Source organism: Aeoliella fuhlenseeensis (assembly GCF_052161615.1).
Lineage (GTDB): Bacteria > Planctomycetota > Planctomycetia > Pirellulales > Lacipirellulaceae > Aeoliella.
Genome location: NZ_CP197417.1, coordinates 374060 through 398719 on the forward strand (window position 1 = coordinate 374060; position 24660 = coordinate 398719).

24 protein-coding genes and 1 tRNA gene are annotated in these 24660 nt (G+C 60.5%); 5 read left to right on the forward strand and 20 right to left on the reverse strand.

Annotation, left to right across the window (positions count from 1 at the left end; all coding sequences use genetic code 11):
* Positions 1 to 15 precede the first annotated feature (15 nt).
* Positions 16 to 417, forward strand: a complete 402-nt coding sequence (locus SH292x_RS01430) for a cytochrome C oxidase subunit IV family protein (RefSeq protein ID WP_442483793.1) — start codon at positions 16 to 18, stop codon at positions 415 to 417.
* Here the strand turns inward: SH292x_RS01430 and SH292x_RS01435 are convergent.
* A complete protein-coding gene (locus SH292x_RS01435) occupies positions 336 to 1310 on the reverse strand; it encodes a histone deacetylase family protein (protein WP_442483794.1) in 975 nt (324 codons plus the stop codon). The two genes, SH292x_RS01430 and SH292x_RS01435, sit on opposite strands and share 82 nt — an antisense overlap.
* Positions 1311 to 1465: 155 nt before the next feature.
* On the opposite strand from SH292x_RS01435, the gene SH292x_RS01440 reads away from it, so the two are divergent.
* Both SH292x_RS01440 and SH292x_RS01445 read left to right on the forward strand, forming a co-directional pair.
* A tRNA-Leu gene (locus SH292x_RS01440) sits at positions 1466 to 1549 on the forward strand.
* Positions 1550 to 1718: 169 nt separating this feature from the next.
* On the forward strand, positions 1719 to 2243 hold the full coding sequence (locus tag SH292x_RS01445) for a ferritin (protein ID WP_442483795.1): 525 nt from the start codon (positions 1719 to 1721) through the stop codon (positions 2241 to 2243).
* 82 nt (positions 2244 to 2325) lie between these two features.
* On the opposite strand, the gene SH292x_RS01450 is transcribed toward SH292x_RS01445, so the two are convergent.
* Positions 2326 to 2610: a 4Fe-4S binding protein gene (locus SH292x_RS01450; protein WP_442483796.1), complete on the reverse strand. Its 285-nt coding sequence runs from the start codon at positions 2608 to 2610 to the stop codon at positions 2326 to 2328.
* Positions 2611 to 2787: 177 nt separating this feature from the next.
* Between SH292x_RS01450 and SH292x_RS01455 the strand changes: the two genes are divergently transcribed.
* Entirely contained in the window at positions 2788 to 4110 is a 1323-nt protein-coding gene (locus SH292x_RS01455) for a protein kinase domain-containing protein (RefSeq protein ID WP_442483797.1), read from the forward strand.
* A gap of 97 nt (positions 4111 to 4207) precedes the next feature.
* On the opposite strand, the gene SH292x_RS01460 is transcribed toward SH292x_RS01455, so the two are convergent.
* The 14 genes from SH292x_RS01460 to SH292x_RS01525 form a co-directional block, all read right to left on the reverse strand.
* Positions 4208 to 5536 carry a DUF4832 domain-containing protein gene (locus SH292x_RS01460; protein ID WP_442483798.1) on the reverse strand — a complete coding sequence of 443 codons (1329 nt, stop codon included), beginning with the start codon at positions 5534 to 5536 and terminating at the stop codon, positions 4208 to 4210.
* Between the two features lie 271 nt (positions 5537 to 5807).
* On the reverse strand, positions 5808 to 6002 hold the full coding sequence (locus SH292x_RS01465) for a hypothetical protein (protein ID WP_442483799.1): 195 nt from the start codon (positions 6000 to 6002) through the stop codon (positions 5808 to 5810).
* A 28-nt stretch (positions 6003 to 6030) separates the two neighbouring features.
* The gene (locus SH292x_RS01470) at positions 6031 to 6234 is read right to left on the reverse strand and encodes a hypothetical protein (RefSeq protein WP_442483800.1); all 204 of its coding nucleotides are present in this window, start codon (positions 6232 to 6234) and stop codon (positions 6031 to 6033) included.
* Entirely contained in the window at positions 6212 to 7063 is an 852-nt protein-coding gene (locus SH292x_RS01475) for a hypothetical protein (protein ID WP_442483801.1), read from the reverse strand. Before SH292x_RS01475 ends, SH292x_RS01470 begins: the two co-directional genes overlap by 23 nt.
* A gap of 2 nt (positions 7064 to 7065) precedes the next feature.
* Positions 7066 to 7602 (reverse strand): hypothetical protein, encoded by a 537-nt coding sequence (locus tag SH292x_RS01480; protein ID WP_442483802.1) that lies wholly within the window; start codon positions 7600 to 7602, stop codon positions 7066 to 7068.
* 331 nt (positions 7603 to 7933) lie between these two features.
* Positions 7934 to 8764 (reverse strand): hypothetical protein, encoded by an 831-nt coding sequence (locus tag SH292x_RS01485; protein ID WP_442483803.1) that lies wholly within the window; start codon positions 8762 to 8764, stop codon positions 7934 to 7936.
* 98 nt (positions 8765 to 8862) lie between these two features.
* On the reverse strand, positions 8863 to 9909 hold the full coding sequence (floA, locus tag SH292x_RS01490) for a flotillin-like protein FloA (RefSeq protein ID WP_442483804.1): 1047 nt from the start codon (positions 9907 to 9909) through the stop codon (positions 8863 to 8865).
* Between the two features lie 214 nt (positions 9910 to 10123).
* Positions 10124 to 11479, reverse strand: coding sequence for a sensor histidine kinase (locus SH292x_RS01495; protein WP_442483805.1), 1356 nt, complete (start codon positions 11477 to 11479; stop codon positions 10124 to 10126).
* A 4-nt stretch (positions 11480 to 11483) separates the two neighbouring features.
* Positions 11484 to 11882: a response regulator gene (locus SH292x_RS01500; RefSeq protein ID WP_442483806.1), complete on the reverse strand. Its 399-nt coding sequence runs from the start codon at positions 11880 to 11882 to the stop codon at positions 11484 to 11486.
* Positions 11883 to 12105: 223 nt separating this feature from the next.
* Positions 12106 to 12948: a sulfurtransferase gene (locus SH292x_RS01505; RefSeq protein ID WP_442483807.1), complete on the reverse strand. Its 843-nt coding sequence runs from the start codon at positions 12946 to 12948 to the stop codon at positions 12106 to 12108.
* 164 nt (positions 12949 to 13112) lie between these two features.
* Positions 13113 to 14423, reverse strand: a complete 1311-nt coding sequence (locus SH292x_RS01510; protein ID WP_442483808.1) for a PEP-CTERM sorting domain-containing protein — start codon at positions 14421 to 14423, stop codon at positions 13113 to 13115.
* A gap of 781 nt (positions 14424 to 15204) precedes the next feature.
* Positions 15205 to 15915 (reverse strand): class I SAM-dependent methyltransferase, encoded by a 711-nt coding sequence (locus tag SH292x_RS01515; protein ID WP_442483809.1) that lies wholly within the window; start codon positions 15913 to 15915, stop codon positions 15205 to 15207.
* Positions 15916 to 16013: 98 nt separating this feature from the next.
* Positions 16014 to 16457: a DMT family transporter gene (locus tag SH292x_RS01520; RefSeq protein WP_442483810.1), complete on the reverse strand. Its 444-nt coding sequence runs from the start codon at positions 16455 to 16457 to the stop codon at positions 16014 to 16016.
* Positions 16458 to 16520: 63 nt separating this feature from the next.
* Positions 16521 to 17615 carry an alkene reductase gene (locus tag SH292x_RS01525; RefSeq protein ID WP_442483811.1) on the reverse strand — a complete coding sequence of 365 codons (1095 nt, stop codon included), beginning with the start codon at positions 17613 to 17615 and terminating at the stop codon, positions 16521 to 16523.
* A gap of 156 nt (positions 17616 to 17771) precedes the next feature.
* On the opposite strand from SH292x_RS01525, the gene SH292x_RS01530 reads away from it, so the two are divergent.
* Complete coding sequence (locus SH292x_RS01530; protein ID WP_442483812.1) at positions 17772 to 18671, forward strand: LysR substrate-binding domain-containing protein; 900 nt, start codon at positions 17772 to 17774, stop codon at positions 18669 to 18671.
* A 189-nt stretch (positions 18672 to 18860) separates the two neighbouring features.
* Here the strand turns inward: SH292x_RS01530 and SH292x_RS01535 are convergent, their stop codons facing one another.
* From SH292x_RS01535 to SH292x_RS01550, 4 genes are all read right to left on the reverse strand, one after another.
* Positions 18861 to 20756 (reverse strand): BBP7 family outer membrane beta-barrel protein, encoded by a 1896-nt coding sequence (locus SH292x_RS01535; RefSeq protein WP_442483813.1) that lies wholly within the window; start codon positions 20754 to 20756, stop codon positions 18861 to 18863.
* 609 nt (positions 20757 to 21365) lie between these two features.
* A complete protein-coding gene (locus SH292x_RS01540; protein ID WP_442483814.1) occupies positions 21366 to 22238 on the reverse strand; it encodes a ParA family protein in 873 nt (290 codons plus the stop codon).
* A gap of 133 nt (positions 22239 to 22371) precedes the next feature.
* Positions 22372 to 23208 (reverse strand): hypothetical protein, encoded by an 837-nt coding sequence (locus tag SH292x_RS01545; RefSeq protein WP_442483815.1) that lies wholly within the window; start codon positions 23206 to 23208, stop codon positions 22372 to 22374.
* Positions 23209 to 23440: 232 nt separating this feature from the next.
* Positions 23441 to 24499, reverse strand: a complete 1059-nt coding sequence (locus SH292x_RS01550) for a hypothetical protein (RefSeq protein ID WP_442483816.1) — start codon at positions 24497 to 24499, stop codon at positions 23441 to 23443.
* Positions 24500 to 24660: the final 161 nt, after the last annotated feature.

Consider the following 24660-nt stretch of genomic DNA (forward strand, 5'->3'; position numbering starts at 1 on the left):
TCGCCGACAACTCCCATGTCCGATACGCATCATCACCACATCACGCCGCTCCCCGTGCTACTCGGCACGTTCGCCATGCTCGTGGCGCTGACCGTGATCACCGTGTTTCAAGCGACGCAAACCTACGTCGACCTCGGCAAGTACGAAGTTGGCATCACGCTGTTGATCGCGAGCGCCAAGGCCGGGCTAGTGGCGCTCATCTTCATGCAGTTGGCGCACGACAAGCCGATGAACGGCATCATCCTGATCTCGGCAATCCTGTTTGTGGCGTTGTTCCTCACCTTCGTGTTGATGGACCGCCGCGAGTACCTGCCACAAATCGAGAACTACCGCCTTCAAGATCCGATGCTCGCGGATCCCGCTGTGTCGCCCGCAGCACCAGCCGCGGACCCGGCGACCGAGCCGGCCACGCCGTAAAGCTCGGCCATCAGCCGCACGGTGGCGAAGTACACGTCCACCGTGTCCACAATGTTGCGGGCGTAACCACCGGCCATCACCGTAACCAGGGGCACTCCCGCCTTCTGGCACCGCTCGAACACCCGGCGGTCGCGCTGCGTGAGACCTTCCTTCGTAAGCGCCATTCGCCCGTAGCGATCACTCGCCAAGGGATCGGCCCCCGCGAGATAGAACACGAACTCGGGCTGGCTCCGCTCCCAAGCCACCTCGAGCGATTCGTCGAGCGCTGCGAGGTACGCGGAATCCTCCGTCCTATCTGCGATGGCGACATCTAGATCGCCCGGCACTTTCACCAGCGGGTAGTTGCGAGCCCCGTGGACCGAGTAGGTGAACACGCTCGGGTCGTCCGCAAACAGCGATGCGGTTCCATCTCCCTGATGAACATCGAGGTCGACGACGAGCACCCGGTGCTGGTGCCCCGACGTCCGGAGGTGGTGGATCGCGACCGCAACATCGTTGAACAAGCAGAAGCCCCGCCCGCGATCCCGAAAGGCATGATGCGTGCCCCCGGCCAAGTGAGCCGCCCAGGTGGACGTGAGGGCACGGGTGGCCGCGGCGACGGTCGCTCCCACCGAGCGCCTCGCCCGGCTGGCGTACTCGGGCGACCAGGGAAAGCCGAGCTCGCGCTCCTCCTGCCGCGACAGGCCCCCCTTGAGGGCCTTGGCGACGTACTCGGGGGAGTGAACCCGCAGCAGCGCCTCGCGGTCTATCTCGCTGGCGTGCGTGAGCTCGACCACCCCCGCGGCGGCGAGCTCCGCCACCCGTTCGCGAAGCAGCAGGTACTTGGCCTGCGGGAACGGGTGCTTGGGGGGAAGGGGGATGGCAACGCTGTCGCTGTAGTAGACGGGCAGCATGGCGGGTTAGTGGGGGGCGAGTGGGGCACGGCTGGCGGATGTAACGACTATCGGTAGTGTAGGAGCGTGGTGGCCCCGTGCGGAGCACCCCGGGGCGGTTGACCCCCAGAGCGGGGAAGCTAGACTATGTTTTCCGGCCAGTAATGGCCAACAATGGGCTCGTGGCGAAATTGGCAGACGCGCATGCTTGAGGGGCATGTGCCCGTAAGGGCGTGCTGGTTCGACTCCAGTCGGGCCCATTCATTGTTGATTCCGTTCGACTCGGCAGGCCCCCTCAGACGTGGCCTGCCGATGTCGACTGGGCTTCCTCCAAGCCCCCACGTTGGCGTTTCGCGGTCGATTGGGCCCCCGGCTTCTTCGCTCGTCTTTGCCGCTCCCCCCAACTCTGCGTTTACAGAAGGTGCTGCGATGTCCCGACTTTCGTCCGTGATGGCTCAGGCGATTAACGAGCAGATCAACAACGAACTGTTCGCCTCGTACAGTTACCTCGCCATGAGCGCCTACTGCGAGCACGAGCTGTTCACCGGCTGTGCCCAGTGGATGCGAGCGCAGAGCCAGGAAGAGTACACCCACGCCATGAAGTTGTACGACTTCATGATCGCTCGCGGCGCTCGCGTGCGTCTTGCCCCCATCACGGAGCCCCAGGCCGAATTCGAATCGGTCCCCTCGGTGTTCACCATTGCCTACGCCCAGGAGCAGGGTGTCACCGGCCAGATCGAACGGCTTTACGAACTGGCGTTCGAAGAGAAGGCCTTCGCGGCTTTGGTGGAACTCGAGTGGTTCATCAAGGAGCAGGTCGAAGAAGAGAAGACCGCCCGCGACATCGTGCATAAGTTCACGCTCGTCGACGGCGACCCCTCGTCGCTCCTGGACCTCGACCGCGAACTCGGCGCCCGCACCACGGCCGCCAAGCCCACCGCCGCAGCCGAGTAGAGGCCTCGTTCTGTAGCCGGACTCGCAAGAGTTCGGGCGCCTCTCGATGACAGCCCGGATTCTTGCGAATCCGGCTACTTGTTCATTCCCGTGGTTCAACCAGCGGCGTCTTCTTCTCCGTAATCGCCGGCAGCTTCATGGCCATTTCGGCGTTGAGCGCGATGTAGTCAGTCCACTCGGCCGGCACGTCCCACTCTGGAAAGATCGCCTCGACCGGGCATTCGTGCACGCATGCGTCGCAGTCGATGCAGTCGCGCGGATCGATGTACAGCATCGTCTCCCCCTCGCGAAAGCAATCGCAGGGGCATGCCACGACGCAGTCGGTGTACTTGCAACCATCGCACGGCTTGGTGACGACGTAGGCCATGTGGACTCCACGGGATTGGGGGTGATACTTCTGGTGCCGAACCCCGCTAAGGTGGCACGGGTCCTTTAAACGTCGGGGTTGGCGCATACTTCCGGCGTACGGACCGTTCCGGGTTACAGGTACATCCGATTTCGAGGCGATAGCGGCCACGGAAAATCAGCCACGCGAGGAACTTTCTTGAACGCCTCCAGCGAACACCGACTTCCCACCGAGCCAGCCGCCCTGGCTACCGAAGTGGTGCGCCGGTTCGGGGAACGACTCAAGCGACTGATTCGTGGGCGGATCAGCCGCAAGCTACGCCCGCGCGTCGACGCGGAGGACGTGCTTCAGTCGGCGTATCGAAGCTTTTTCCTGGCGGCTGATCGCGAGCAGTTCAAGATCAATACCGCTCGAGAGAGCTGGTACCTCCTCCGCACCTTCGCCTTCCACAAGTTGCAGAAGCGAATCGAGTGGCACACTGCCGCCAAACGCAACTACCAAAGGCACGATGACGAGTCACGCCACTTGGCGACGCACGCAGCGGGGCAGACCACTCCGTCGCAGCACTTCGCGGTTCAGGAACTCTTCGCCTCTGCGACAGGTGAACTCTCGCAGGTCGAGCGGGAGGCGATGGAAATGCTCCGCAAAGGGTATAGCCGCGACCACATCGCGCGAGAGATGAAGAAATCGCCGCGGACGGTCAGGCGACTTTTGGCTCGATGTGAAGACCTGCTGCGGCAACGTCTGCTGCCAACGCCTGAGGTCGAATTACCAGCCGCCACCCCGCTCAAGTACGCGGACTACGTGCTCGAGAAGCTTGTCGGCGCGGGAGGCATGGGGAAAGTGTTCCGCGCCCGCGACAAGGTCTCGGGAGCCATCGTCGGCGTGAAGTCGCTTCACAAGTCGCGACAACGCGACCCGCGAGCTGTCGAGAGGTTTGTGCAGGAGTCGCAGATCCTCCAGCGTTTGTCGCACCCACACATCGTGCGGGTCGAGGGACTGGGGCAGTTTCCCAGTGGTGGGCATTTCATGGTGATGGAGTTCGTCGAGGGCTGCGACTTAGCGTCGCACCTCGCACGACGGAAGATGGATGCAACGTTCGCCTATCAAGTCGTTCGCCAGATTGCCGAGGCGCTCGCTTATGCTCATGCCCACGGCGTGATCCATGGCGACTTGAAACCCGCGAACGTGATGCTCGGGCCAGCCGGCAAAGTCACGGTGACTGATTTTGGGTTTGCCCACCTCGTTGGACCAAACCCTCAAGGCCTGCAGTCCGTTGGTGGCACGCTGGGCTACATGGCTCCTGAAGTGCTCGATGGGAGCAGCCACCCGACACCCGCGTCGGATGTTTACTCGTTCGGGCGGCTCGTCCGACAGCTCTTAACTTCGGCAGGAACAGATCCCTCGGAGAATGAAGCCATCGAAGCACTCGCTCGGATAGCACGGAAATGCATGGCACTAAACCCGGCGAATCGCTACCGCAGCGCGAGTGAATTGCAGCGAGCACTCATCAGGCCCTAGTGCTTCGGCACTCCTTATGGAGATGCCCGCAGGCGACGCCACGTCAGGACTGTTGCCGCACGTTCCTCTTCGCCGTGAACTCGCAAGGTTTTCGTCGCTAGTTGGACACTCGAACCTCTGACACCGTTGTCCAACCATCCGTCACGGGTATGTCATTCGCAAACCGAATGGCCGGCCGGTCCTTCCAGGGGTCACGAATTCCCAGCCCCAGACGGTATTTTCCTGCAGGGACATCGAAAGCAAGTTCAGCTTGTTCGGCAAATTCACCGGGCTTCCACCTCCGAATGTCCCATTCTGTCTTTTGATTGGACACGACCTTGTCGGATGAATCGAGAAGTACCCATTCCATCGACCACGGGTAGTAGAAAGGGGCAACGCCGTTGTTCTTTCCTTTTAACGAGATTCGTACGGCTTGCTTTGCGTTCACGGTCGCAGGATGCGTGACCTCGGTGATCTGAAACTCGTAACCCATCTTGCGGATCAGTTGTTCGCTTCGTTCGCGGAACTGCGCGTCCTTGGTCCTCTCTAGCGCCGGGCAATAGGGACCCACCCATGTGAGGTGGGAGCGAGTCAGCATAGTTAGAGTCGTGTCGAAGTCATCGCCAAGCCAGTGGTTGGCCTTTCCGGGAACCATTTCACCACCGAGCACAGCAACTTTCCAGTTCTCGGTCCTCTTGGCGTTTCGCAAGCCTGCGAGAAAACTCCAATCTTTCCCGTTGTCAGTATCTTCCGGGAACATGTCATCGTGAAACCCGATCCCTTCCTGTTGGCCTGCGTAGCCTCTGGCATAGCGAACCATAAGGGACTTGGCGGGGAAGGCTTTTTTGTAGGCGTCGACGATTCGTCGTTCGGTTTCGGGCGAAGCGTACAGTTTCGGATGGGGGTAGGTGTGCCACTCGCCCCAGAACCCTAGCAACCCCAATTGGATAAAGGCAACTCGGGGATTGTCGTTGTACCGGTTTCCGAGTGCAGCAATCAGCCGCTCCATTCCCGCGATCATTTGGGGGTCATCGTAATCAGGAGACTCACCCCCTCCGTACTCCTCGTAGGCCGACTCCTTTACGCCGGCCTTGCGGAGCCAGTCGGGAAGACCTGATGGCTTCTTGGGGTAGTCGACATACACCCGAAAGAGGATGTGCTTGTCCTTCGCCGCCTGGCTGTCCCACGACTTCTCCCACTCGTCAAAACGAAAGTCGCCTTCCGCTGGTTCAAGTTCCCGCCAAGAGATGTACTTGAAGACCATCGAATAGGGTTGGTGAATCGAGGCGGCGTTCGGGTACGGGCACCAACCTTTGAGCGGATTGTCCAGAGGTCCATCGGCTGGTCTTGGACGGACGATCACCTCATCGGCTGTAAGGTGGGCAATCGGCACCAAGAACAGGACACCAACGAGCAAGGTTCGAAGCACAGGTACTCCTGATGACATGATGTCCTCTTGCGATAGCCCCACACTATTCCGACAACGGCGCGAGCCGGATAGAGGTTGTTTATACTCGCTCGCCTAGCGCGCAGAAATGCACGGCGAACCGCGCGGCACTTCGCTATCAGGACCCGAACGAGCTCCTGCAAGAGCTGGGCGACCGACTGTACCTTCACACTCCGTGTGGAGAGGCGATAGGGGACAACTTGCTCTCAGGGAAACGCCCGCTAGACCGCAGAGCGTGATGTCAGGCCTCTCCATACGGAGTATGGAGGTACTATGGTCCGCCGACGGCGGAGTAGATGGCCGAGGGGCTGAAGCTGCCGGAATAAGTGGTGATCTCGAGTAGCAGGAAGACGGAGCCGATCATCAGCGCGAGCATCGAGATGCCCAGCAGCACCGTGTAGATGTTGCTCTTGGGTTTTTGAACCACCATCGAGCGAGGTTGCTCGTTGAAGTCGGTCTGCGCCACGGGAGTGCTCTCTGTTCGAAGTGAAAACTTAGCGAGGGGCGGCGGTCACGACGCCGAACCAACCGGCGGCGACGCCTGCGTCCTTCGCCGAGCGGTTGATCTCGACGATCAGCAGGATGCAGCCAATCGCCAGGCACATGGCGGCGACACCCATCAAGCCGATGTAGATGTTGCTCTTGGGCTTGGGACCAAAGCCGGGGCGGGGCGAACTAGTTAAATCGGGTTGCGACACGATCGCCCTCCTGGATTTGACCCTTCTTCAGCTCGGGGATGATGCGAGCATAGGCACGGTCACCATTGGTGCTCAGCACGATCGCCCGGCCCAAGTACTTGGTTTGCGATGGATTCTCGGACGAGCGGAAGATCTCGACGGTGTGCTCGGGCTTCACGCCATCGTCCGAACCGATGGTGATTTCGATGGTCTCGTCGCCCGCACGACGGCGAATGGTGCTGACGTAGCCTTCGACTTTAGGCTTGCTGTCGCCCACGCGCATGGCGGGATCGAGTCCTTCGTTACGCATGTATTCCGTCATGCCAGCCACTTGCTCGGTGATCGCCGCGAGCATCTCCGAAGCCACCTTCAGCTTGGCTTCGGTGTCATGGAGCTCGGCGGTGGCCGCCACGGTTTTGCTGAACGATTCGTCGGCAGCCTCCTGAGCGGTGATGATTTCTTTCTGCAGCACCGTGTTCGAGCTGGCTAGACGCTCGGCGTTGGCCTGGGTCGACGAGACGGCAGCCGTCGCGTCGCGACGTTCCTGCTTCAGGTCGTTGATTTCTGTCGCTAGGTCGTCACGCTGGGCCACCAAGCTGGTCCGATCGGATTGCAAGTTGGCGATTTCGGTCTGGGCGACATCGATCTGACGCTGCAGTTCGGCGATGTCCGTGTTGTACTTGCTATCGAGCTTGGAGTACTCGGCGTTCCGCTGCGTGTACTGCTGCTGGACCGTGTTGTAGGCCTCGCGCCAGTTCTTGTGCGTGGAGTAAACTGCCATCGCCAACCACATGAACAACACGCTCATGAGCACGATGGCGACTACGAAGATTTTGCCGATCAGATTCATCGCTACTGTTTTCCTCCAACTTGCTCAACCAATTGGGCGTTGCGCTCCAATTGCGATTCGAGCATTACTTTGGCTTCGTGCAACTCGCTGGTCGACTTCACGGTTTCGTTGAATGCCGCGTCGGTCGCTTGCAAGGTACTGGCAATGGTTTGTTGCAGCTGCTGGTTCTCTTCGCCAAGACGCTGGTTGATGGCCTGCACCTGGGCCACCGCGGTCGTCAGGTCGCGACGCTGCTGGGCAAGCTCGTCGATCTGGGCCTGCGCTTGTTCATTACGCTGAGCCAGGGCGACTCGTTCGTTCTCGAGTTTGACCACTTGGTTCTCGGCACTCTCGAGTTCCAGTTCGAGATTGCCTTCGGTCTGTTTGTAGTCGGACTTCAGACGTTCGAGCTGGGCATTGAGCGTGGCGATCTGGGTGTTCTGCCCCACGATCTCCGCGTGCCAGTTCTTATGCGTGGTGAACACGGTGATCGCCACGGCCAGAAAGCCGATGGCGAGCAGCGTGACGAGCACGACCAGGATTTTTCCGAGTAGATTCATCGCTTACGTGGCCGCACCGACGCGCCCCGCACACAGGGTGCACGGAGTGAGCCGATCGAGGTGGGGGCGAAGCGAATCGCCAGCAAAGGGGGCGATTGGCTAGGGGTGTTCCGCGGGACTGTTCCGCTCAGGGACGACAAGTGGAGGCCTCCGGCTACACAATGGGTCGCTGGTGGCTCCTCGAATTATTCGCCCAAGGCTCTCCGCAGTATAGTCAGGGCCAGAAAGTGGTGTCAATTTAGGAGGTTTGAGCAAATTGCCCTTCCCGGCCATTTCAACGCCGCCTGGGAGGACCATATGGGCTGGCGCGGCTGCGCGGCCCTCGTGCCACCTACCAGCGGTCGGCTGGTCGGTTGAGGATCTCGTTCATGATGATTGCCTGCTGGATACCCTGCGGCGTAGAGAGCATTTCCAGCAGATTTTCAGCGGCGGTGGGCGTTCCGGCGATGCCAGCTTCGACCAAGTCGGCGGCCTCGCGGGCTTCGCGGCGAGCCGCTAGGTTGCCCAGGCCGTGATCGAATTTCTCGTGCAAACGGGCTTCGAGCCGCTCGTCGGTCTGAGCCAGATCCTCGCCCAGCTGCGACGCCCGACGGACGAAGTCGTCTTGGTGGCTCAGATGCTGGGCCACGTGCTGAGCGACAGTTTCGCCCCGTTCGATTCCCTGGCCACTCGGACGCAGCGGTGCGAGGGGCTTGGGCTGCGGCGGGCTGGGTGGCTGGGTCTTCGCCGGTGGCTGGCGTTTGCGGTGCGACTGCTTGGGCCGCTGCTGGACATCGAACCCCGACTCCTCGTCGAACACTTCGATGCGTGGAGGTTGCTTGCGTCGCTGCGGCGGCTGTTGCTGCTTGGGCTGTGCGGGGCGTTCGTCTTCGACTTTCTGGCCAACGCGCCGCAGGAACTCTTCGACCTCCGAACGGATCGCTTCCTGCTGCGGTTTGCGAACCTGCCCGGCTTGCCCCTCGGCGGGACGGGGCAGCATGTCCTCGTCACCCGGTGCGGGGGGAGGCGGTTGCTGTTGCCGTGCTCGCTCGGCGCGCTGCTGGGCTTCCTTCGACTCGCGGAACATCTTCACCACGCCCGACGCCAGGATCACCAGAAAGATGATCGCCTGGATGATCGGACCCAGGTCGAGGGCGAGCACGGGTTGGAAGAAGTTTGGCATAAGGAGCACTAAGAAGTCATCTCGCGTAGCTGGACTCGCCAGAGTTCAGTGGCGTCTGAAGGGCTCTCCGAATTCTGGCGAATCCGGCTACGAGGGAACTAGCCACCGGAGCGTTTCGCGCCGGTGCCGGCGATCGCTTCGCGCATCTCGGTGTCGGCTTGCACGTTTTGCAGCTTGTAGTAATCGAGAATGCCTAGCCGGCCGGACTGAAACGCCTCGGCCATCGCCCGGGGCACTTCGGCTTGGGCCTCGACCAGGGTCGCGCGGTTCTGCACGATCTTCGCCAGGTTTTCTTGTTCGGTCGCCACGGCGTGCGCACGGCGTTTTTCGGCGTTTGCCTGGGCCACGCGGGTGTCGGCCTCGGCCTTGTCGGCTTGCAGTCGGGCACCAATGTTATCGCCAACGTCGATGTCGGCGATGTCGATCGAGACGATCTCGAACGCCGTTTGCGAGTCGAGCCGCCGCGCCAGCACTGCCTTCGAAATTCGGTCGGGATTCTCCAGCACGTCGGCGTGCGTGTCGGCCGAGCCAATGGCGCTGACGATGCCTTCGCCGACGCGGGCGATAATGGTTTCTTCCGTCGCACCACCGATGAGCTGATCGAGATTGGCACGCACCGTCACGCGGGCCTTCACCTTGAGCTGAATGCCGTTCTTCGCCACGGCGTCGAGCGACGGCTTCTTGCTCGTGCGGCTGGGGCAGTCGATCACGCGGGGGTACACGCTCGTCTGCACGGCTTCGAGGATGTTGCGCCCGGCGAGGTCAATCGCCGTGGCCTTCTTGAAGTCGAGGTTGATGATCTTCGCCTTGCGGGCCGCGATCATCGAACGAATCACCAAAGGCACATTGCCACCGGCCATGTAGTGGGCTTCGAGGGCCTTGGTCGTTAGTCCTTCATCGTCGTTGAGTCCGGCTTGCACCGCCATGATCTTGCTACGCACGATGACCGAGGGGTTCACCTTGCGAAACGTCATGCGGATCAGGTCGAACAGGTCGATGCCCGCCTTGGTCATGTACGATTGAATCCACAGCCGAAAGTACCGGGCGAAGATCGTCAGGAACACCATCGCCGCGATGATGATCACCACGACGAGAATGATGAGGAACGTGCCGTTGATGGCGAGCGGCAGACCGGGGAGGTTCATCGGCGGGGTTCGACAGGGGACGTGGAAGCCAAGGGACGAGCGCAGCGTCTCCCCTAAGTTTTACGCCCCCAGCGAGCGGGATTCAAGCGAAGCACGAGGCCTAAAGTACCTCCATACTCCGTATGGAGAGGCCTAAAGTGATGCTTTGCCTTCTAGAAAACTCGCACTAAGAGCAAGTTTTCCCAATTGCTTCTCCATACGGAGTAAGGAGGTACTATGAGCAGCACGCCGCGTTCGCTGCCACGGGCAGGCGTACGGTGACCTTGGTGCCCACCGTCCGGGTGCTCTCGATCGAGATCGATCCGAAGTGCTTCTTCACCAAGCCGTAGGAAATGGAGAGACCGAGGCCAGTACCTTCGCCCACTTCCTTGGTGGTATAGAACGGGTCGAACAGCCGGTCGAGGTGCTCCTCGGCAATGCCGACACCGTTGTCCTCGACCACCAGCAGCACGTCGTCTTCGCCCGCTTCGGTTCGCAGGACGATGCGACCGTTCTCGCCAATCGCCTGGCAGGCGTTGGTCAGGATGTTCGCCAGCACTTGGCCGATCTCGCCCGCGTTGCAGTGCACGGCAGGCAGGTCGCAGAGTTGGTGCTCGATCGTGCTTCCAGCGGGCAGCAAGTGCGACACCAGGTTGGTGGCGTTCTTGGCGATCAGATTCAGGTTCGACTCGGCAAGGCCCGTGCAGTCGAGGTCGCCGAACTCCTTGAGGTTGCCGACGATCAACTTGATGCGGCTCACCCCTTCGCGTGCTTCGTTCACCACTTCTCGAGTGTCGTTCAGCAGGCTGGTAAAGTTGTCGTCGGCCTTCGATCGCTGCGCCCGCTCGGGCAAAGCACCTTCCAGCTCTTCGTAGCGGCGAAGAATCGCTTCAATCAGTGCGACGTTCTCGTCCAGCACCGCCAGGTTCATGTCGACCAGGAACAGCGGCGTGTTGATCTCATGCGCAACGCCCGACGCCAAAACTCCGATCGACGCCATCTTCTCGGCGTGGACCAACTGACGCTGGTGTTCGGCGAGTCGGCGGTTGGCCTCTTTGAGCTGGGTGTTGATGTGCACCAGCGACGACACGGCTTCTTCGTAGGACGAAGCCAGGCTCAATCGCATCTGGTCGAGGCAGAAGAAGCACTCAATTTCGCCCATGGGAGTCTGCAGCACCGACTTCCCCGTGCGGAACTGCGGATAGCGGATCTCGCCGAAGTAAACGCGCGGGGCGGTGATCGTGAGCTTCGCGAAGCAATCCTGGAGGTCGACGATCGCCTCGCCGACGATCACGTTGAGCGTCTCGGTCAGCGCGTCGCAGATCGCGCTGCGAATCTCTTCACGGTTCTCGTCATCAATCGGTTCGTTGACGCCAACTACGCGGGCGGCGACGGCCTCGTCCATGGCCAGCAGGTACTCGCCGTAGACCGTGCCCGTGTAGTAAAGCGACACAATGAACGATTTGCGTGTCTTGACCGACGTCATCTCGACAGCCACCGAAGCCACGGCATCGGCAACGCCAAACATCTCGCCGAGCACTCGCTCGGTGATCCGTTGGTAGCTGGAGGTGTAGTGGAGTAAGTTGGGCATGCGACTAGCACTTAGTGGGGCACTTGGTGTGGGCGGCAGTTTCAATCGTCGACCGCAGCAGAGCGAGGTCGTCGGGATTCGTTTTGCAAATGGGCTTTTGCAGGAACGCGGCAGCGCCCGACGCCAGGCACTTCGCGACCGTCTCTTCGTCCCGTACCGCGGAAAGCATCACGATCCGCGCGTCCCCGTCGAGCTGGCGAATTTTCACCAAGCACTCCAGGCCGTCCATGTTCGGCATCGTAATGTCGAGCACCACCACGTCGGGGCGCAGGTCTTGGAACTTCTGAAAACCTTCGAATCCGTCGTGCGCGAGGCTCACGACGTTGAATTCCATCGATTCCAGTACCCCCTTCATAGCGCGAGCCATGAACGGGCTATCGTCGACCACCAGTACGTTTAACACCTTGGCAACCTCCAGTGAGTGGCGTAATCCCAAACACTAGGTTGCCGGATAGGCAAGTGCGGCGATGTGAAATGGGAAAAGCCGCAACGCCAATGGCAGTAGCAGCCGGACTCCTCCGCACAATCGCTACCATCGGAGGTGGCGTAAGCGTAGCTGAACTCGCAAGAGTTCGGGGGTCATTTGAGTGCGGCCTGAACTCTTGCGAGTCCAGCTACGTGTGAGGTCATTCCCCCATCGCTACGCCGCGCGTTGGATCGCGAATCCACTCGCTCCAAGAGCCCGCGTAGAGTTTGCCGCCGCCGAGGCCTGCGTGCTCAGCCGCCAAGAGATTGACGCACGCCGTGACGCCCGAGCCGCACATGTAGACGGCGCTTTCCGGAGAATCGGCAATCGCGGCGAAGCGTTCGCGGAGTTCGCTTGGCTTGCGGTAGCGACCGTTCGCGTCCAGGTTGCCTTTGAACGGCATGTTGATCGCCCCCGGTACGTGCCCCGCAACGGTATCCATCGGTTCGACTTCGCCACGGAATCGCTCCGGGTCGCGGGCATCGATCAGCGTGATGGTCCCCGCCGCGAGGGAGTCGCGAACTTCCTCGGCACTCATCCAAAGTTCGTTGTGCGGCGCGGCGGAGAACTGCGTTGGCGTGGGATGTGGTATTTCTGCGGTCACTGGTAGCTCTGCCGCCTGCCACGCGGTGAAACCGCCGTCGAGCACCGCGACCTTCGTAATGCCGAGCCACCGGGCTAGCCACCATAGCCGCGATGCGAACGCCCCACCCGAGTTGTCGTACGCCACGACTTGCTTCGTATGATCAATGCCCCACGCCGCGAAGCGGGCGACCAAGTTGCCGGCGTCGGGCAGCGGATGTCGTCCCGAGGTGGGTGAGATGGGGGACGACAGATCGCGATCGAGATGCGCGTAGACCGCCCCCGGCAAATGACTCGTCATGTATTCCGTCTCGCCCGCAGTGGTGTCGGCGAGCGAAAACCGGCAATCTACCAGCACCACGTCTTCGGTCGGCAGCAACGCGGCAAGTTCTTGGGGGGTGATCAGCGTGCGGTAGTCCATGGCGCAAGTCGGTATGGCGTGAGAGTAAATGGTCAGAGGCTGACATTCTACTTCCGCCACACGCACCCGCCCAGCACGGCCAATCGCGCAAAAAAAGCGTCGTGCCTGCGCGATGGCAAGCACGACGCCATTAAGTTCCCCCCCCAGCTATTTGCCACTTTCACTTACCGGCGACGATAGAACCCAAGCATCGCGACACCGAGGCCCACCAGCAGCAAGCTGCTCGGCTCGGGGATCGTGATGTCGGTCCCTTCAAGCACGCCAACGGCCTCAATGGCGTCGACGTCTTCGAACTCGTAGCCGAATGTGGCGCTGACATCGAAAGCGGTGTCCCACAAGTGACCACCATGATTAAGGAAGCTAATCGTGAAGCCGGTAGCCGACCTAACCAAGTGCATGATCTCGCCACCGTCAATGATAGGACCTGGCACGCCGAGACCCGACTGGTCGACGTACTCGGTATTCAAGATCGGATCGAGACTGAACACAAGCTCGTCGCCCGCGTTCCACGATGGTCCCGCGGTGGGCGACGGAGGATTATTTACATCGCGAGACATCAAGGCATCGATGTCGATTCGATTGCGAGTCTCTTGCGTGAAGTCCACACCCGCGCCGAGGAATAAGTCCTCTACGGCATCGACGACCGCCACGTGAGGTACCCAGCCGGCCACGCCGCCCGTGTTGATGTCGTACGCCCATACCGAGAATCCATTCGTCGGATGCGAGTCGACGTCTAAGGAGAACCGATCGGCATCGCCGGTCGGTACGCCGACGCCAGGCCCACCACCCACGTAACCTTCGCGCACCGGACTTGGCGAGCGGGGGTTATGACTCGGTGGCTCAGGCCCCCAAACTTCCAGGCCGTCCAGGTCCCACACATCGTGATGATTGATGCCAGCGCCCGGGCCCACCGGTGCTTCGATCGCCGCCCAGATATCGAGCGGGTCTTGAACCGCATTCGGCGCATCGGGATCTTCGAAATGCACTCGGGCCTTTTTTACTCCGCCGAGCCCCGTGTCGTTGGTCATCGAGAATAACAGCGTTGCTTCGTTTCGCACCAACTGCCGCAACAGGGCGTCGCCGCGATTGGCGAGGGCGTCGACTTCGCGAAGCTGGACCTGTCGTTGCAGCAGTCCCGGCTCGTAGTCAAAACTATCAACCGCTCCACTGTTAAGCGGCGTTGGTAGACCATCCCAGGATACCACTTGGCTGACGTCAGGAAGGCCCGCGGCGTCGTGATCGCCAAGGCTCACGGTGTTTGGATCCGCCCCCGTCACCTGATTGTGCGAGTACTCTTTGCCAAAAACTTGCCCAACCGGCGTCGCACCTTCGCCTTTGGGATTGATTTTCACCACGGCGTTGTACGGGATGCTCGTGTAATAGTCGGCGGCCCACGCCGACGAACTAAGCCCCATCACCCCCACAGCTATCCCCGCGCACGCGCGTACCGATAGCGCACCCATTCGAGAGGTCATCTCATTACTCCTTACTCTTTCAGTAGATGTCAGACCTATGCATCAAGCGAGTCAGATAGGCACCACCGCGCGCAGATCGCCACGGTAAGACTCGCCACAAGAAAAGCGTCGAAACACTCCAGTAGCGTAACCTCGGATGTTCGAGCGGCCATTGAAAGAGTCGCCACTCAATTCCTCCCCGATTCACCTGCGCACTTTGCACCTTTCCGAAATCTTTGTCAAGCGATTCCAAACCTCTTGCAAAAGATTTTCAAAAGTTGACGCAATCGCACACCACCCAATCGGGTTGCTTAACGATGCAAGCACTTATCGATGGTGAGGTTTAGGAACAGAACGTAGAGTGGGTGGTTCTGTCGGCGAAAGGAACGTAGCGTCCTTTATTGCTTCGCCGCCGACAGGTTCACCCACCTTTTCTGTCATGCGACGCGGTGGGTAAACCTGCTGGCGAACAGAGCTATTACAATTGCAAACAACACTCCGCCAGCAGAACTACCCACCCTACTCAACTTCGTTACCTTCTGTTCAAAAGAAATAACAGAAGACAGCGAAGGAAACGAAGAATGAATTAAGGAGTGACTCGTTGATTCGCATTCTCTCCGTTCCCTCCTGTTCGAAAAGCATTCAACAGGAGCAAACAGAGAGAACAGAGGAATGAAACAGAGAAGGATAGTGCTTAGATGCCGTTCTCCGTTCCCTTCGTTTCCGTCTGTTCAAAAGAATTAACAGTGCCCGAATCCTCCTATTAGCGAAGATTAGCGCGTATTAGTGTTCCCAAATTTCATCACTTACCAGTCAATGGCTTGCGGAACACCAACAAGTAATTCTCTTCCATCGTCTCGATCTTCGGTTCTGCTACGAACTCCATGCCGGTAGAGATGATTTCGGCTTTGAACACTTCTTTGCCTGCGCGGACGTGGCCGAGGATCCAGTCGGAGCTGATGCCCTCTTCGCGGACGAAGTCGACCACAATCAACTTGCCGCCGGGCTTGAGCGCCTTGTAGATCGACGCCACCGTGGCCGTCGGGTGTTCGAAGTGGTGATAAGTGTCGCAGACGTAAGCGATGTCGATCGACTCGGGGGGCAGGTTGATCGATTGGTCGCTGCACAGCACCGGCGTGATGTTCGCAATGCCGGCCTCTTTGGCCCGCTGGGCGATGTGCTCGATGAAGTTCGGCGCGATATCGACCGCGTACACCCACCCTTGATCGCCGACCGCCTCGGAGAACAGTACCGTAAACAGCCCCGTCCCCGCACCGACATCCGCTACGCGCATGCCGGACTGAATGCCCACCGCTTCGAGGATGAAATTCCGAGCCTCGTAAGCCTCGCGGCCATCCTGCTCGAACTTCTCGGTCCACTCCTCGGGGTTGAGCTCGGGATCGAGAAAGTTCTTATTGATGTCAGCCGGCAGTTCGACCGTCGCGGGTTGGGCGAACACGGTCGAGCTCGAAAACGCAATCACAACCAGTACGGCATACGCAAAGCGAGTCATGGCAGAGAGTCCTACGGAGGAAGCCGGGCGGGGCCTTCATTAGAACAACTCGCCGTCGCCATTCCAAGCAGCAAGCCGAGGAGCAGCAACTCCCCTGACTAAAACCGCTTGAGCAGCACTACGCCCCCAACGATGAGCATCACGCCCGCAATGCGGCCGAGGTTTAGCGCGTGGGGTTGGGTGACCATCAGATTGAAGTGGTCGAGCAGCACCGAGATGACGAGTTGTCCCGCGACAATGAGTCCAAACGTTAAACCGGGACCGAGCTTTGGGAAGGCAAGGATAACGCTTGTCACGTAGAACGCTCCAAGTACTCCGCCGGTCCAGTACTGCGGCGGCACCTGCTTGAGCCCCGCCCACGAGAACGACTGCTTGGTAACCAGGATGTAGATCAACAGCGCCAGCGCGCCGATCGTAAACGAAATGAAGGCTGCGTGCAGTGGACTCGCGGCGGCCTTCCCCAACTTCGTGTTGATGCCGCCTTGAAACGGCAGCGCCGCGCCGGCCGCCAGGGCCATTCCGATCCAGATAAGTTTATCCATGTAGTTCGCTCGTTATTCGGTTGTAGGAGTATCCAGTCGCGAAGCGCAACGACGGCAAGGAAATCACGCGGTCGCGTTCGCGAGCGCCGGGTAATCGATGTACCCGTGAGGGCCCTCGGAGTAGTAGGTCGTGACGTTCGGCGTGTTGAGCGGGGCGTCGGCTTTGAATCGCGCTGGCAGATCGGGGTTGGCGAGGAACGATTGGCCAAATGCAATCGCGTCGGCGGCCGACTCTTCAATGGCGAGGGTCGCCGAGGCTTTGTCGTACCCGCCATTCGCCACAAGCACTCCCTTGTAGAGTTTGCGGATCGTAGGCGTGACGCGGGGCGCGTCGGGATTGAACAGTCTTCCGGGCTTGATCGCTTCCGCCACGTGCAAATAAGCCAAGTGGTAGTCGTTGAGCATCTCGGCAGCTTGGGAGTAGAGCGCCAAAGGATCGGAGTCGCCCATTCCATTGCCATTCATGGTAGGACTCAAGCGGAGCCCCGTGCGATCGGGCGACCACGCGTCGCTGACCGCGGCAATTACTTCGCCGAGGAAACGCAGGCGATTCGCAATCGATCCGCCGTACTCATCGGTGCGGTGGTTCGACGCGTCGCGCAAGAATTGATCGATCAGATAGCTATTCGCTCCATGCACTTCGACACCATCGAACCCCGCATCGCGAGCACGACGCGTCGCGACGGCGTAGTCACCTACGATGCTCGCGATCTCTTCGCGTGTCAGAGCGTGCGGCGTGACGAACGGCTTCTTACCCGTGGGCGTATGGGCTTCGCCCGTGGCGGCGATCGCGCTAGGAGCTACCGGCAGCTTGCCACCTTGATAGTCGGGATGCGAGATGCGGCCCATGTGCCACAGTTGCAAGAACATCCGCCCGCCGGCTTCGTGCACCGCCGAGGTAACTCGCCGCCAACCCTCCACCTGCGCATCGTTGTAGATACCAGGAGCGCCATGCCAGCCGTAACCCTGCTCGCTGATGGCCGTGGCTTCGGAGATGATCAGCGCCGCCCCCGCGCGTTGCCGGTAGTACTCGGCCATCATTTCGTTGGGAACGCGGTCGGTAGCTCGGGCCCGCGTCAGGGGAGCCATGAGCATTCGATGCGGAATCTCGATGGCACCTAGCTGGAGAGGTCGGAACAGGGCGTCGTCGTGATTCATAGGAGGCTACTAGTTTGGGAAGATGGGTGGCAAGTCTGTTGGTCGTCTTGTTCGTCGACTCGGACGCCTGTCGTGCCCTAAGAATACCGCCACGTCATGATGGTGTAAAATACATAATTAGTTGCGTACTTATAACTTCAAGGTATAAGTAGTGTTATGGAACTCAGGCACCTACGTTACTTCGTCGCCGTCGCTACCGAGCTCAACTTCTCGCGGGCTGCCGAGGGGCTTTGGATTGCTCAGCCCGCGCTCAGCAAGCAGATTGCCGACCTGGAGCGCGAGATCGGCACGCCGCTGCTGCACCGCACCAAGCGCGTCGTGCAACTGACCGCGGCGGGCGAAGTGTTTCTCGACCACGCGCGAACGATCCTCGCCGCGTCGGACCAAGCAAAAGAAGATGCTCTACGAGCATCCCGCGGCGAAACCGGTCGGCTCTCCATCGGATTCTTCGCGGCACCCATGATGTACCTGCTGCCAGAGCTCATCCGTCAGTTCCGCGAAGCCTCGCCCGAAGTGGCGATTCACATGCGCGAGATGACTCCCGACCAGCAGCTAGTCGCACTGGAGAGCGGAGAGATCGACCTGGCGTTCACGCGACCGCTCCCCGAAGGGCATCCGCAGGTCGAGACGAAGACGCTGTTCAGCGAACCGTTCTTCGCCGTGGTACCGGCGTCTCATCCGCTCGGTTCACGCAGTCGTGTCCGCCTGACGGATCTATCGCGCGAGTCATTCGTGTTACTCGATCGCCCGGCGGCGCCTGGTTTGTACGATCACGTGGTCGCGGCGTGCCTGGCGTGCGACTACTCGCCCCACATCGTGCAAACCGCCGACCTGATGGCGACGGTGCTAACGCTCGTCGCCGCTGGGCAAGGAATTAGCATTGTGCCCGACGGAGTGCGCAACCTTCGTCGTGAGCAAGTGGTGTTCGTTCCGCTGTCGCCTGCGATGAAGCCCATCCCGCTGGTCATGGCATGGCGGAAGTCGGCGATTGCTCCCCCCGTCACGGCGTTCAAGAAGTTAGTAGCGGAGTCGCTACCAAAGCTGCGCGGTCGCTAGGGCTCTCTCAGGACGACAGCATTCGCCGTGACTCACTGCCCACCGCCCACTGCCCTCCATCCACTCCCTACCAAAAAAGAAACCCCGGCGACTCCGAAGGGGGAGGAGTCGCCGGGGCTGGGGGTTGCGCGGCCGTGGGGGCGGCCGCGCGGTTTGGGGGTCGCGATCTTATTCCTTAGTACTCGTTTCTTAGTACTTCCACTCCACACCGGTTTGCAGACCGTGCAGAATGAGCGAGTCGTTCGAGTCGATGATCGCCACGTAGTCGCGGCTCGACCAGTCGGTCGGAATCTGCTCACCCGACAGGGCAACCCCGGTCAGAGCCATCAAGCGGTAGGCAGCGGTGATGCGGCAGTTGCAGCCAACCTGATAGCCCATACCGGCACGTACCTCGGTCATGAACGACACGTCGGTCTTGTCGGAGTTGACCACTACCGGATTGGTCGAGCCATTCGCCCAGCTCACCATGCCGTCGCCACCGCCGTACACACGCTGGTAGCTATCGATGTTGTTTCCGTAGATGCCGAACTGCGTATCGCAGAAGGCGCTCCACTTGCAACCAATCAGCCAGTTCATATTGGCACCCAGTTGCAAACCAACCAATTGGTTGTCGACGTTAATGTCGTGGAAGATGGTGGTGTTCTCGTCGCTGGGGAATCCTTCGTATTCGGTCGGTTCACCTGGGTTCGGCGTACCCGAACCGTCCATTACCGTGTCGCTGACCGCATACTCCAGGTCGTCATCCAATCGCAGGAATCGTACGCCGGCAAGGCCATTCACCGTGAAGCGAGGGGGGCAGCAAGGATCGTAGCCGCAACCAGCGACCGGGAAGCGAATGAAGTTCAGTTCCAGGTTCTGCGCGGTGAACTTGCTTCGGACGCGAACACCGAGCACCACCACGTCGCCCGGGGTGCCCGAATTATCGGTGACGGGCATTTCGTAGTCGACGTAATCATTCATCGGGCGAGCTGCACCACCACCGGCACCATCGCGGTCGTAGTTCAAGCCCACGTAGTTAATCATGCCGACTAAGCGAGGGTCGTAGTAGTCTGTCGGAGGCATGCCGGGTAGCGAAACCATCGCCGACTGCTCGTCTTCAGCAAGGCCCCAGTACACGAGTTCCCAAGCGTAGGGACGAGCACCGGCACCGCAAGGATCGCACGAGCGACCAAACGTGCTGCCCAAACGAACTTCCGCGCCCCACTGCCAGTCGGGCTCGATGTCGTCAGTCGACAACACCACTTCGCTCTGCGACGGGTAGTACGGATACGACGGCATGTCGAGCTGCGATGCAAACTTGTGGTAGCTCGGATTGTCACGAGTCATGAACAGCGCGTACGCGCCGAAGAACCACTGACGTCCGCACGCGGCGCCGGTCAGGTGACCCTTGAGGTAGTCCGTCATGCCGGGGTCGCACTCTTCGGTGCCACAATTTCCGGTTTCGCAACCAGCACCTTGGTAGCCTTGGCCAGGAGCTTGGCCCGGTGCTTGAACGTAACCTTCCCAACCACCTTGCTGAGTCGCAGGGTAGCTCGAGTAACCAGCCGCCTGGGGTTGGTTCGAGTAGTTCTCAGGGTACTGCGCGGGAGCCACGTTCGGTGCCGGAGCTCCGGGTGGCGCAGGGACTGCTTCGGGCGCAGGGGCGGCAGGCGTGGGGTCGTTCATCGCGAACCGCTGACCCGGTGCCGGAGCTTGGTACTGCGGCGCCTGATTCACAGGAGCCTGATACTGCGGCATCTGGTAGTTGGGCATTTGATACCCACCAGGCGCGGTGTTCTGCGCCACGCGATAGTTCTGCACAGGAGCTTGCGGCATCGCTTGCTGAACCGTTTGCTGCATCATCGGTTGCTGGGCGGGCTGCGTGGTCACCGCGTACGGCGACACCTGCGGCTGCACCGGAGGAACCGTGACGTTGGCTTGAGGATACTGCGAGTACTGTGGGTACTGCGCAACACCTTGCGTCGCGGTCTGCGGAGTCGCTGGCGTGTAGGAAGGAGCGGCTTTGAGCGTTACCGCCGAACCTCCAGTGATCATCAGCATCAGGGCCGCGAATGTCCGCGGGCCAGCCAAACGTAAAAGCGTCATCCGAGCGACCTCCTAAACTCCGTTTTATGGATTCGCAGCCAGCGCCATAGAGAGCGCGGTGGTATGTGCGGCGGGCGAACGCGCATCAATCGAACCATCCTTGGTCGATCCAAACTTGCTGATTCCGCGTGGGAATCCTCCGCCAACTTGTGCGCGGTGCGTCCTACCCCCATCCATCGACGTAACAAGCCCGTCGGTCGCGATAATCGCGCTAACCGGACACGGAATTGGCATGGCAGCAGCGGAGCAATCGCTACCGAAAGAAGAGCTTCAGCAATGCGCAAGCTCACCGCAGCCCGCAAGGTTTAACGCGCGCGATAGCACACGCACCTGCAAAGACGCGACCGTTGGTCGCGCAAAGGTTGCCCGCGAATAGGCGCGGATTGTCCCGAAGTAGGAGCAAGGTGCCGGGATTGCACTCCCTTGTGTCATTCCGAAGGGAGTTACACGACCGAGGAATCTAGCTTGCCATAGAAATTGCTGCGCCACTGAAGCAGGCACGAACTCAAGGCTTCCCGAAGTGGCCACGTGGCGCAGGTACGCAACGTAGATTCCTCAGTCGCTTCACTCCTGTCGGAATGACACGATGAAGCAGCTAGAAGACTATACTTACGCCGCGTGGCGATGCTCGATCATCGACGCTGCCGGAGGAGCAGCTAGCGTCGTCCGAGGTCCTTCCACCAGCGAACGGCCGGCGTAGTACGATAGCACTTCGCTGCAGAGGGCGTTGTAGTCGTTCGCCCCGGCCGACGAGGCGTCGTAACCAAAGATCGACTTGCCAAAGCTGGGTGCCTCGGCGAGGCGGATATTACGGCGGATTCGCGAGCTAAACAGCCGGGCGTGCTCCCACACGGGGCCTTCGTTGCGGAGGTGCGTAAAGTACTCCTCCACGTCGCCAGCAACTTCGCCGGCGAGTCGCGTCCCCGATTCGTACAAGCAGAGCACCACGCCCGCCATCCGCAGGCGACTGTTAAGCCGCGAAGCCACAAGGCCGACCGTTTGCATCAGCTTGCTAAGGCCGTGCAGAGCGAGAAAGTGCGGCTGGAGCGGCAAGAACACGTCTTCCACCGCGGCCAGGGCGTTGAGCGTTAAGAGGCCTAGCGACGGTGGGCAGTCGATGATCAGGTAATCGAAGTCGGACGAAATGCGTGCTAGCTTGTCGCGCAAGATCGCTTCGCGACTCACTACGCCCGCAAGTTCTACTTCTGCTGCGGCGAGGTCCAAGTGAGCAGCGGCCACCTTAAGACCATCGTCCACCGTGTGCCACATGCTAGCGAACTGTGCATCGCCGGTAAGTAGGTGATAGGTGGTGTTCCGAGCGCTACGCGGATCGACGCCAAAGTGCAGCGTCGCGTGCGCCTGCGGATCGAGATCCACCACGGCCACACGCTTTCCTTCGCGTGCCAAACCGGCACCCAGGTTCACGGCGGTGGTAGTTTTACCAACGCCACCTTTTTGATTGATGATGGCAATCGAGCGCATGGGGGCAATCCTTTGCCGACGCGTGGACGAACGTAGAACACTCAAGGGTGCAAACTGTGGGGGCGGAGTTTAAGCACTTCCGCCAGCACGTCCCAGAGCAATTCGCCCAAATGCTAGCACCAGGTAGCTGCAGCTAGCTGTTTACAATTCGATTGACGGTCGTCGGATTTGGCTGTGCCTCGGTCGCCAGCCACTCGTCAATCAGCACCGTGGTTTCGCCCTCGGTGCGTTCCAATCGCCTTAGCCAGGTGCTCCGCAACAGTCCGAAGCTGTCGAACATCTCGGGTGCGAACAGTCCCATCGCCGATGCCGCCACTTGATGGTTCTCGTGATCGTTCGACCCATCATCACTACACTCATGCCCGAGTGACGCTAGCATCCCACTCAGCGTCGGCCAGTCGCACGATTCACCACCACGCGCCACTCGGCTGGCTGCTAGCGTTCCGAGTTGCTCGATGTCACGCGGGTTGTGGGCGAACGGCGCGACCTGGGCGAACGGAAGGAAGCACGCCACCAGATGATCGGTCAGGTGATGCAAGCGTGTGCGGAGATTGCGGAACCGCACCACATCGCGAAACGCCGACTCGTCCCGCCCAGCGATCAACGCGGTCATTCGCTTGGTAGCGTCGCGTTGGCCTGCAAGCACGTTGGTCGTGATCGGCGATGTTTCGTGGCGATGGTGCTGCGTGTCGTGAGCGTACCCGAGCGCGGCGAGCGTCCGGGCGAGCACTTCGCTCGTCTCGATCTCGACCGCCAATCGAAACAGCCTGGGCGTGAGCGGGCGATGCTCGCTCTTACTCGCCGCCACGCCGTAAGCTCGGAGGTCATGCCCCCAACTGTCAAAACGACACCGCGAAGCCACCCAGTAATCGACCACCGCCTGCTCAGCAACTTGAGGCTGGTCGCAGGCGAGTGAGCGGGCGTGAGAGGCGACGAGTGCGGAGACTTCCAGCAGTTCGAGCAGTTTCATAGCGGCGTCGTGGCATGAGCGAGGGGAGGCGGCGACCGGCGTAGGGTGCTGTGTTGCGAATAGCCCAACGCATCCCCCGTGCCAGTGCTGCTCCATTTCTCCACGCGCACGTTTTTCCCGGCAAAAGGAGACAGTCTCGCCCGGCGAGCTAGGGCACGTGTGGCGTTTCCGCCACATGACAGAGAGAGCCAAGTTGCACGCGTGCCACAAGTAGCGATTGTGCAACGAGTGCCTAAGGCGACGTGCTCGGCACGAACACATGCACGCGGAAGAAGATGCGATACACGGGGTCAGGCATCTGCTGCGCCGGGAAATTCAGTCCCGGCATCGCACCGCTGGGTAGCACCACCGCGTCTCGCCAGCTCGTGCTCAACTGAGGCTGTCCGTCGCGATTCACGAACAAGTGGTCGTTCACGCCAGGAACCATCGCTGACGAAAGAGCACGCACACTGCCATCCTGGAACAACGTGTTGACCACCTTCCCACCGTGATTATCGCTGGCGTAGTAGTTCGACTCGACGCTCGGAGCATCGGCCAACACCGGCACCATCGAATGGTCGTGGCGAGACGCTGGTAGATAGTGATTCCCTTTTACGTACCCCGCCTGATAGCCATAGCTGCCCGACGAGTTACGCTGCAACTGAGTGAGCCACGGACCTTTGGCCAGCGACAGTTCGGCAAGCGTCGGCACGTGGTACTCGGTGTTATCGCGGGCCATCTGCTCGGCAAGCGGCGAACTCGGGCACACGAACAATTGATCGAGCGATGCCGGCGCTACGTACTCTCGTTCACGCAGTCGCGAGGCAAAGATGCCTGCGTGCTCGTCCGGGCGAACCACCGGGTAAAATCCCGCATGCCGGATGGCGTACTGATCCATCGTCTGGCCCAACTGCCGCAAATTGTTGGTACACATGGCCAACTGGGCTTCGTTGCGGCTGCTGTAAATTGCCGGAGTCAGCAAGCTGCCGAGCGTGAGGAGGATGCCGATTGCAACGGTCATGTCCATCGGCGAGATGAACCCGCTGTTCGCGGCGAAGCTCGCTACGGCGGAACGCTGGGGCTGCGGTTCCTGGGGCTCGGTGATCTCTCCTGAACAGATGCCGGCCGTTGTGCGGGCGGCGAGACCTCGGGGGATCGGATTCTTCGGCTGACTGTCATCACAGCCCAAGCATTCGCGGACTTGCTCTAATTCCTCGCGAAGCTCAGGGTCAGCAGCTAAGGCGGCTACGACCCGTGCGTGGTCGTCGTCGTTGAGCTCGCCCAGGGCGTAGGCAATTAGATCTTCACGCATGGCACCGGGTCGATTGACAGGCTTGGGGAGCGGTAGATGGAAAGCTCCCCCGCCGAGATTTAGATCGGCGGGGGAGCCGTTGTTAGTCTACACTTCCCGCATCGCACAGGTCATTTTGGCGATGCTGGTAAGGAAGTGGCTCGTCTCCATTTCTACGCCCA

Coding starts and splice junctions, on each gene's coding strand:
- SH292x_RS01430 (WP_442483793.1), top strand. CDS start 16: ATGTCCGATACGCATCATCACCACATCACGCCGCTCCCCGTGCTACTC.
- SH292x_RS01435 (WP_442483794.1), bottom strand. CDS start 1,310: ATGCTGCCCGTCTACTACAGCGACAGCGTTGCCATCCCCCTTCCCCCC.
- SH292x_RS01445 (WP_442483795.1), top strand. CDS start 1,719: ATGTCCCGACTTTCGTCCGTGATGGCTCAGGCGATTAACGAGCAGATC.
- SH292x_RS01450 (WP_442483796.1), bottom strand. CDS start 2,610: ATGGCCTACGTCGTCACCAAGCCGTGCGATGGTTGCAAGTACACCGAC.
- SH292x_RS01460 (WP_442483798.1), bottom strand. CDS start 5,536: ATGTCATCAGGAGTACCTGTGCTTCGAACCTTGCTCGTTGGTGTCCTG.
- SH292x_RS01475 (WP_442483801.1), bottom strand. CDS start 7,063: ATGAATCTGATCGGCAAAATCTTCGTAGTCGCCATCGTGCTCATGAGC.
- SH292x_RS01480 (WP_442483802.1), bottom strand. CDS start 7,602: ATGAATCTACTCGGAAAAATCCTGGTCGTGCTCGTCACGCTGCTCGCC.
- SH292x_RS01485 (WP_442483803.1), bottom strand. CDS start 8,764: ATGCCAAACTTCTTCCAACCCGTGCTCGCCCTCGACCTGGGTCCGATC.
- floA (WP_442483804.1), bottom strand. CDS start 9,909: ATGAACCTCCCCGGTCTGCCGCTCGCCATCAACGGCACGTTCCTCATC.
- SH292x_RS01495 (WP_442483805.1), bottom strand. CDS start 11,479: ATGCCCAACTTACTCCACTACACCTCCAGCTACCAACGGATCACCGAG.
- SH292x_RS01505 (WP_442483807.1), bottom strand. CDS start 12,948: ATGGACTACCGCACGCTGATCACCCCCCAAGAACTTGCCGCGTTGCTG.
- SH292x_RS01510 (WP_442483808.1), bottom strand. CDS start 14,423: ATGACCTCTCGAATGGGTGCGCTATCGGTACGCGCGTGCGCGGGGATA.
- SH292x_RS01515 (WP_442483809.1), bottom strand. CDS start 15,915: ATGACTCGCTTTGCGTATGCCGTACTGGTTGTGATTGCGTTTTCGAGC.
- SH292x_RS01520 (WP_442483810.1), bottom strand. CDS start 16,457: ATGGATAAACTTATCTGGATCGGAATGGCCCTGGCGGCCGGCGCGGCG.
- SH292x_RS01525 (WP_442483811.1), bottom strand. CDS start 17,615: ATGAATCACGACGACGCCCTGTTCCGACCTCTCCAGCTAGGTGCCATC.
- SH292x_RS01530 (WP_442483812.1), top strand. CDS start 17,772: ATGGAACTCAGGCACCTACGTTACTTCGTCGCCGTCGCTACCGAGCTC.
- SH292x_RS01535 (WP_442483813.1), bottom strand. CDS start 20,756: ATGACGCTTTTACGTTTGGCTGGCCCGCGGACATTCGCGGCCCTGATG.
- SH292x_RS01540 (WP_442483814.1), bottom strand. CDS start 22,238: ATGCGCTCGATTGCCATCATCAATCAAAAAGGTGGCGTTGGTAAAACT.
- SH292x_RS01545 (WP_442483815.1), bottom strand. CDS start 23,208: ATGAAACTGCTCGAACTGCTGGAAGTCTCCGCACTCGTCGCCTCTCAC.
- SH292x_RS01550 (WP_442483816.1), bottom strand. CDS start 24,499: ATGCGTGAAGATCTAATTGCCTACGCCCTGGGCGAGCTCAACGACGAC.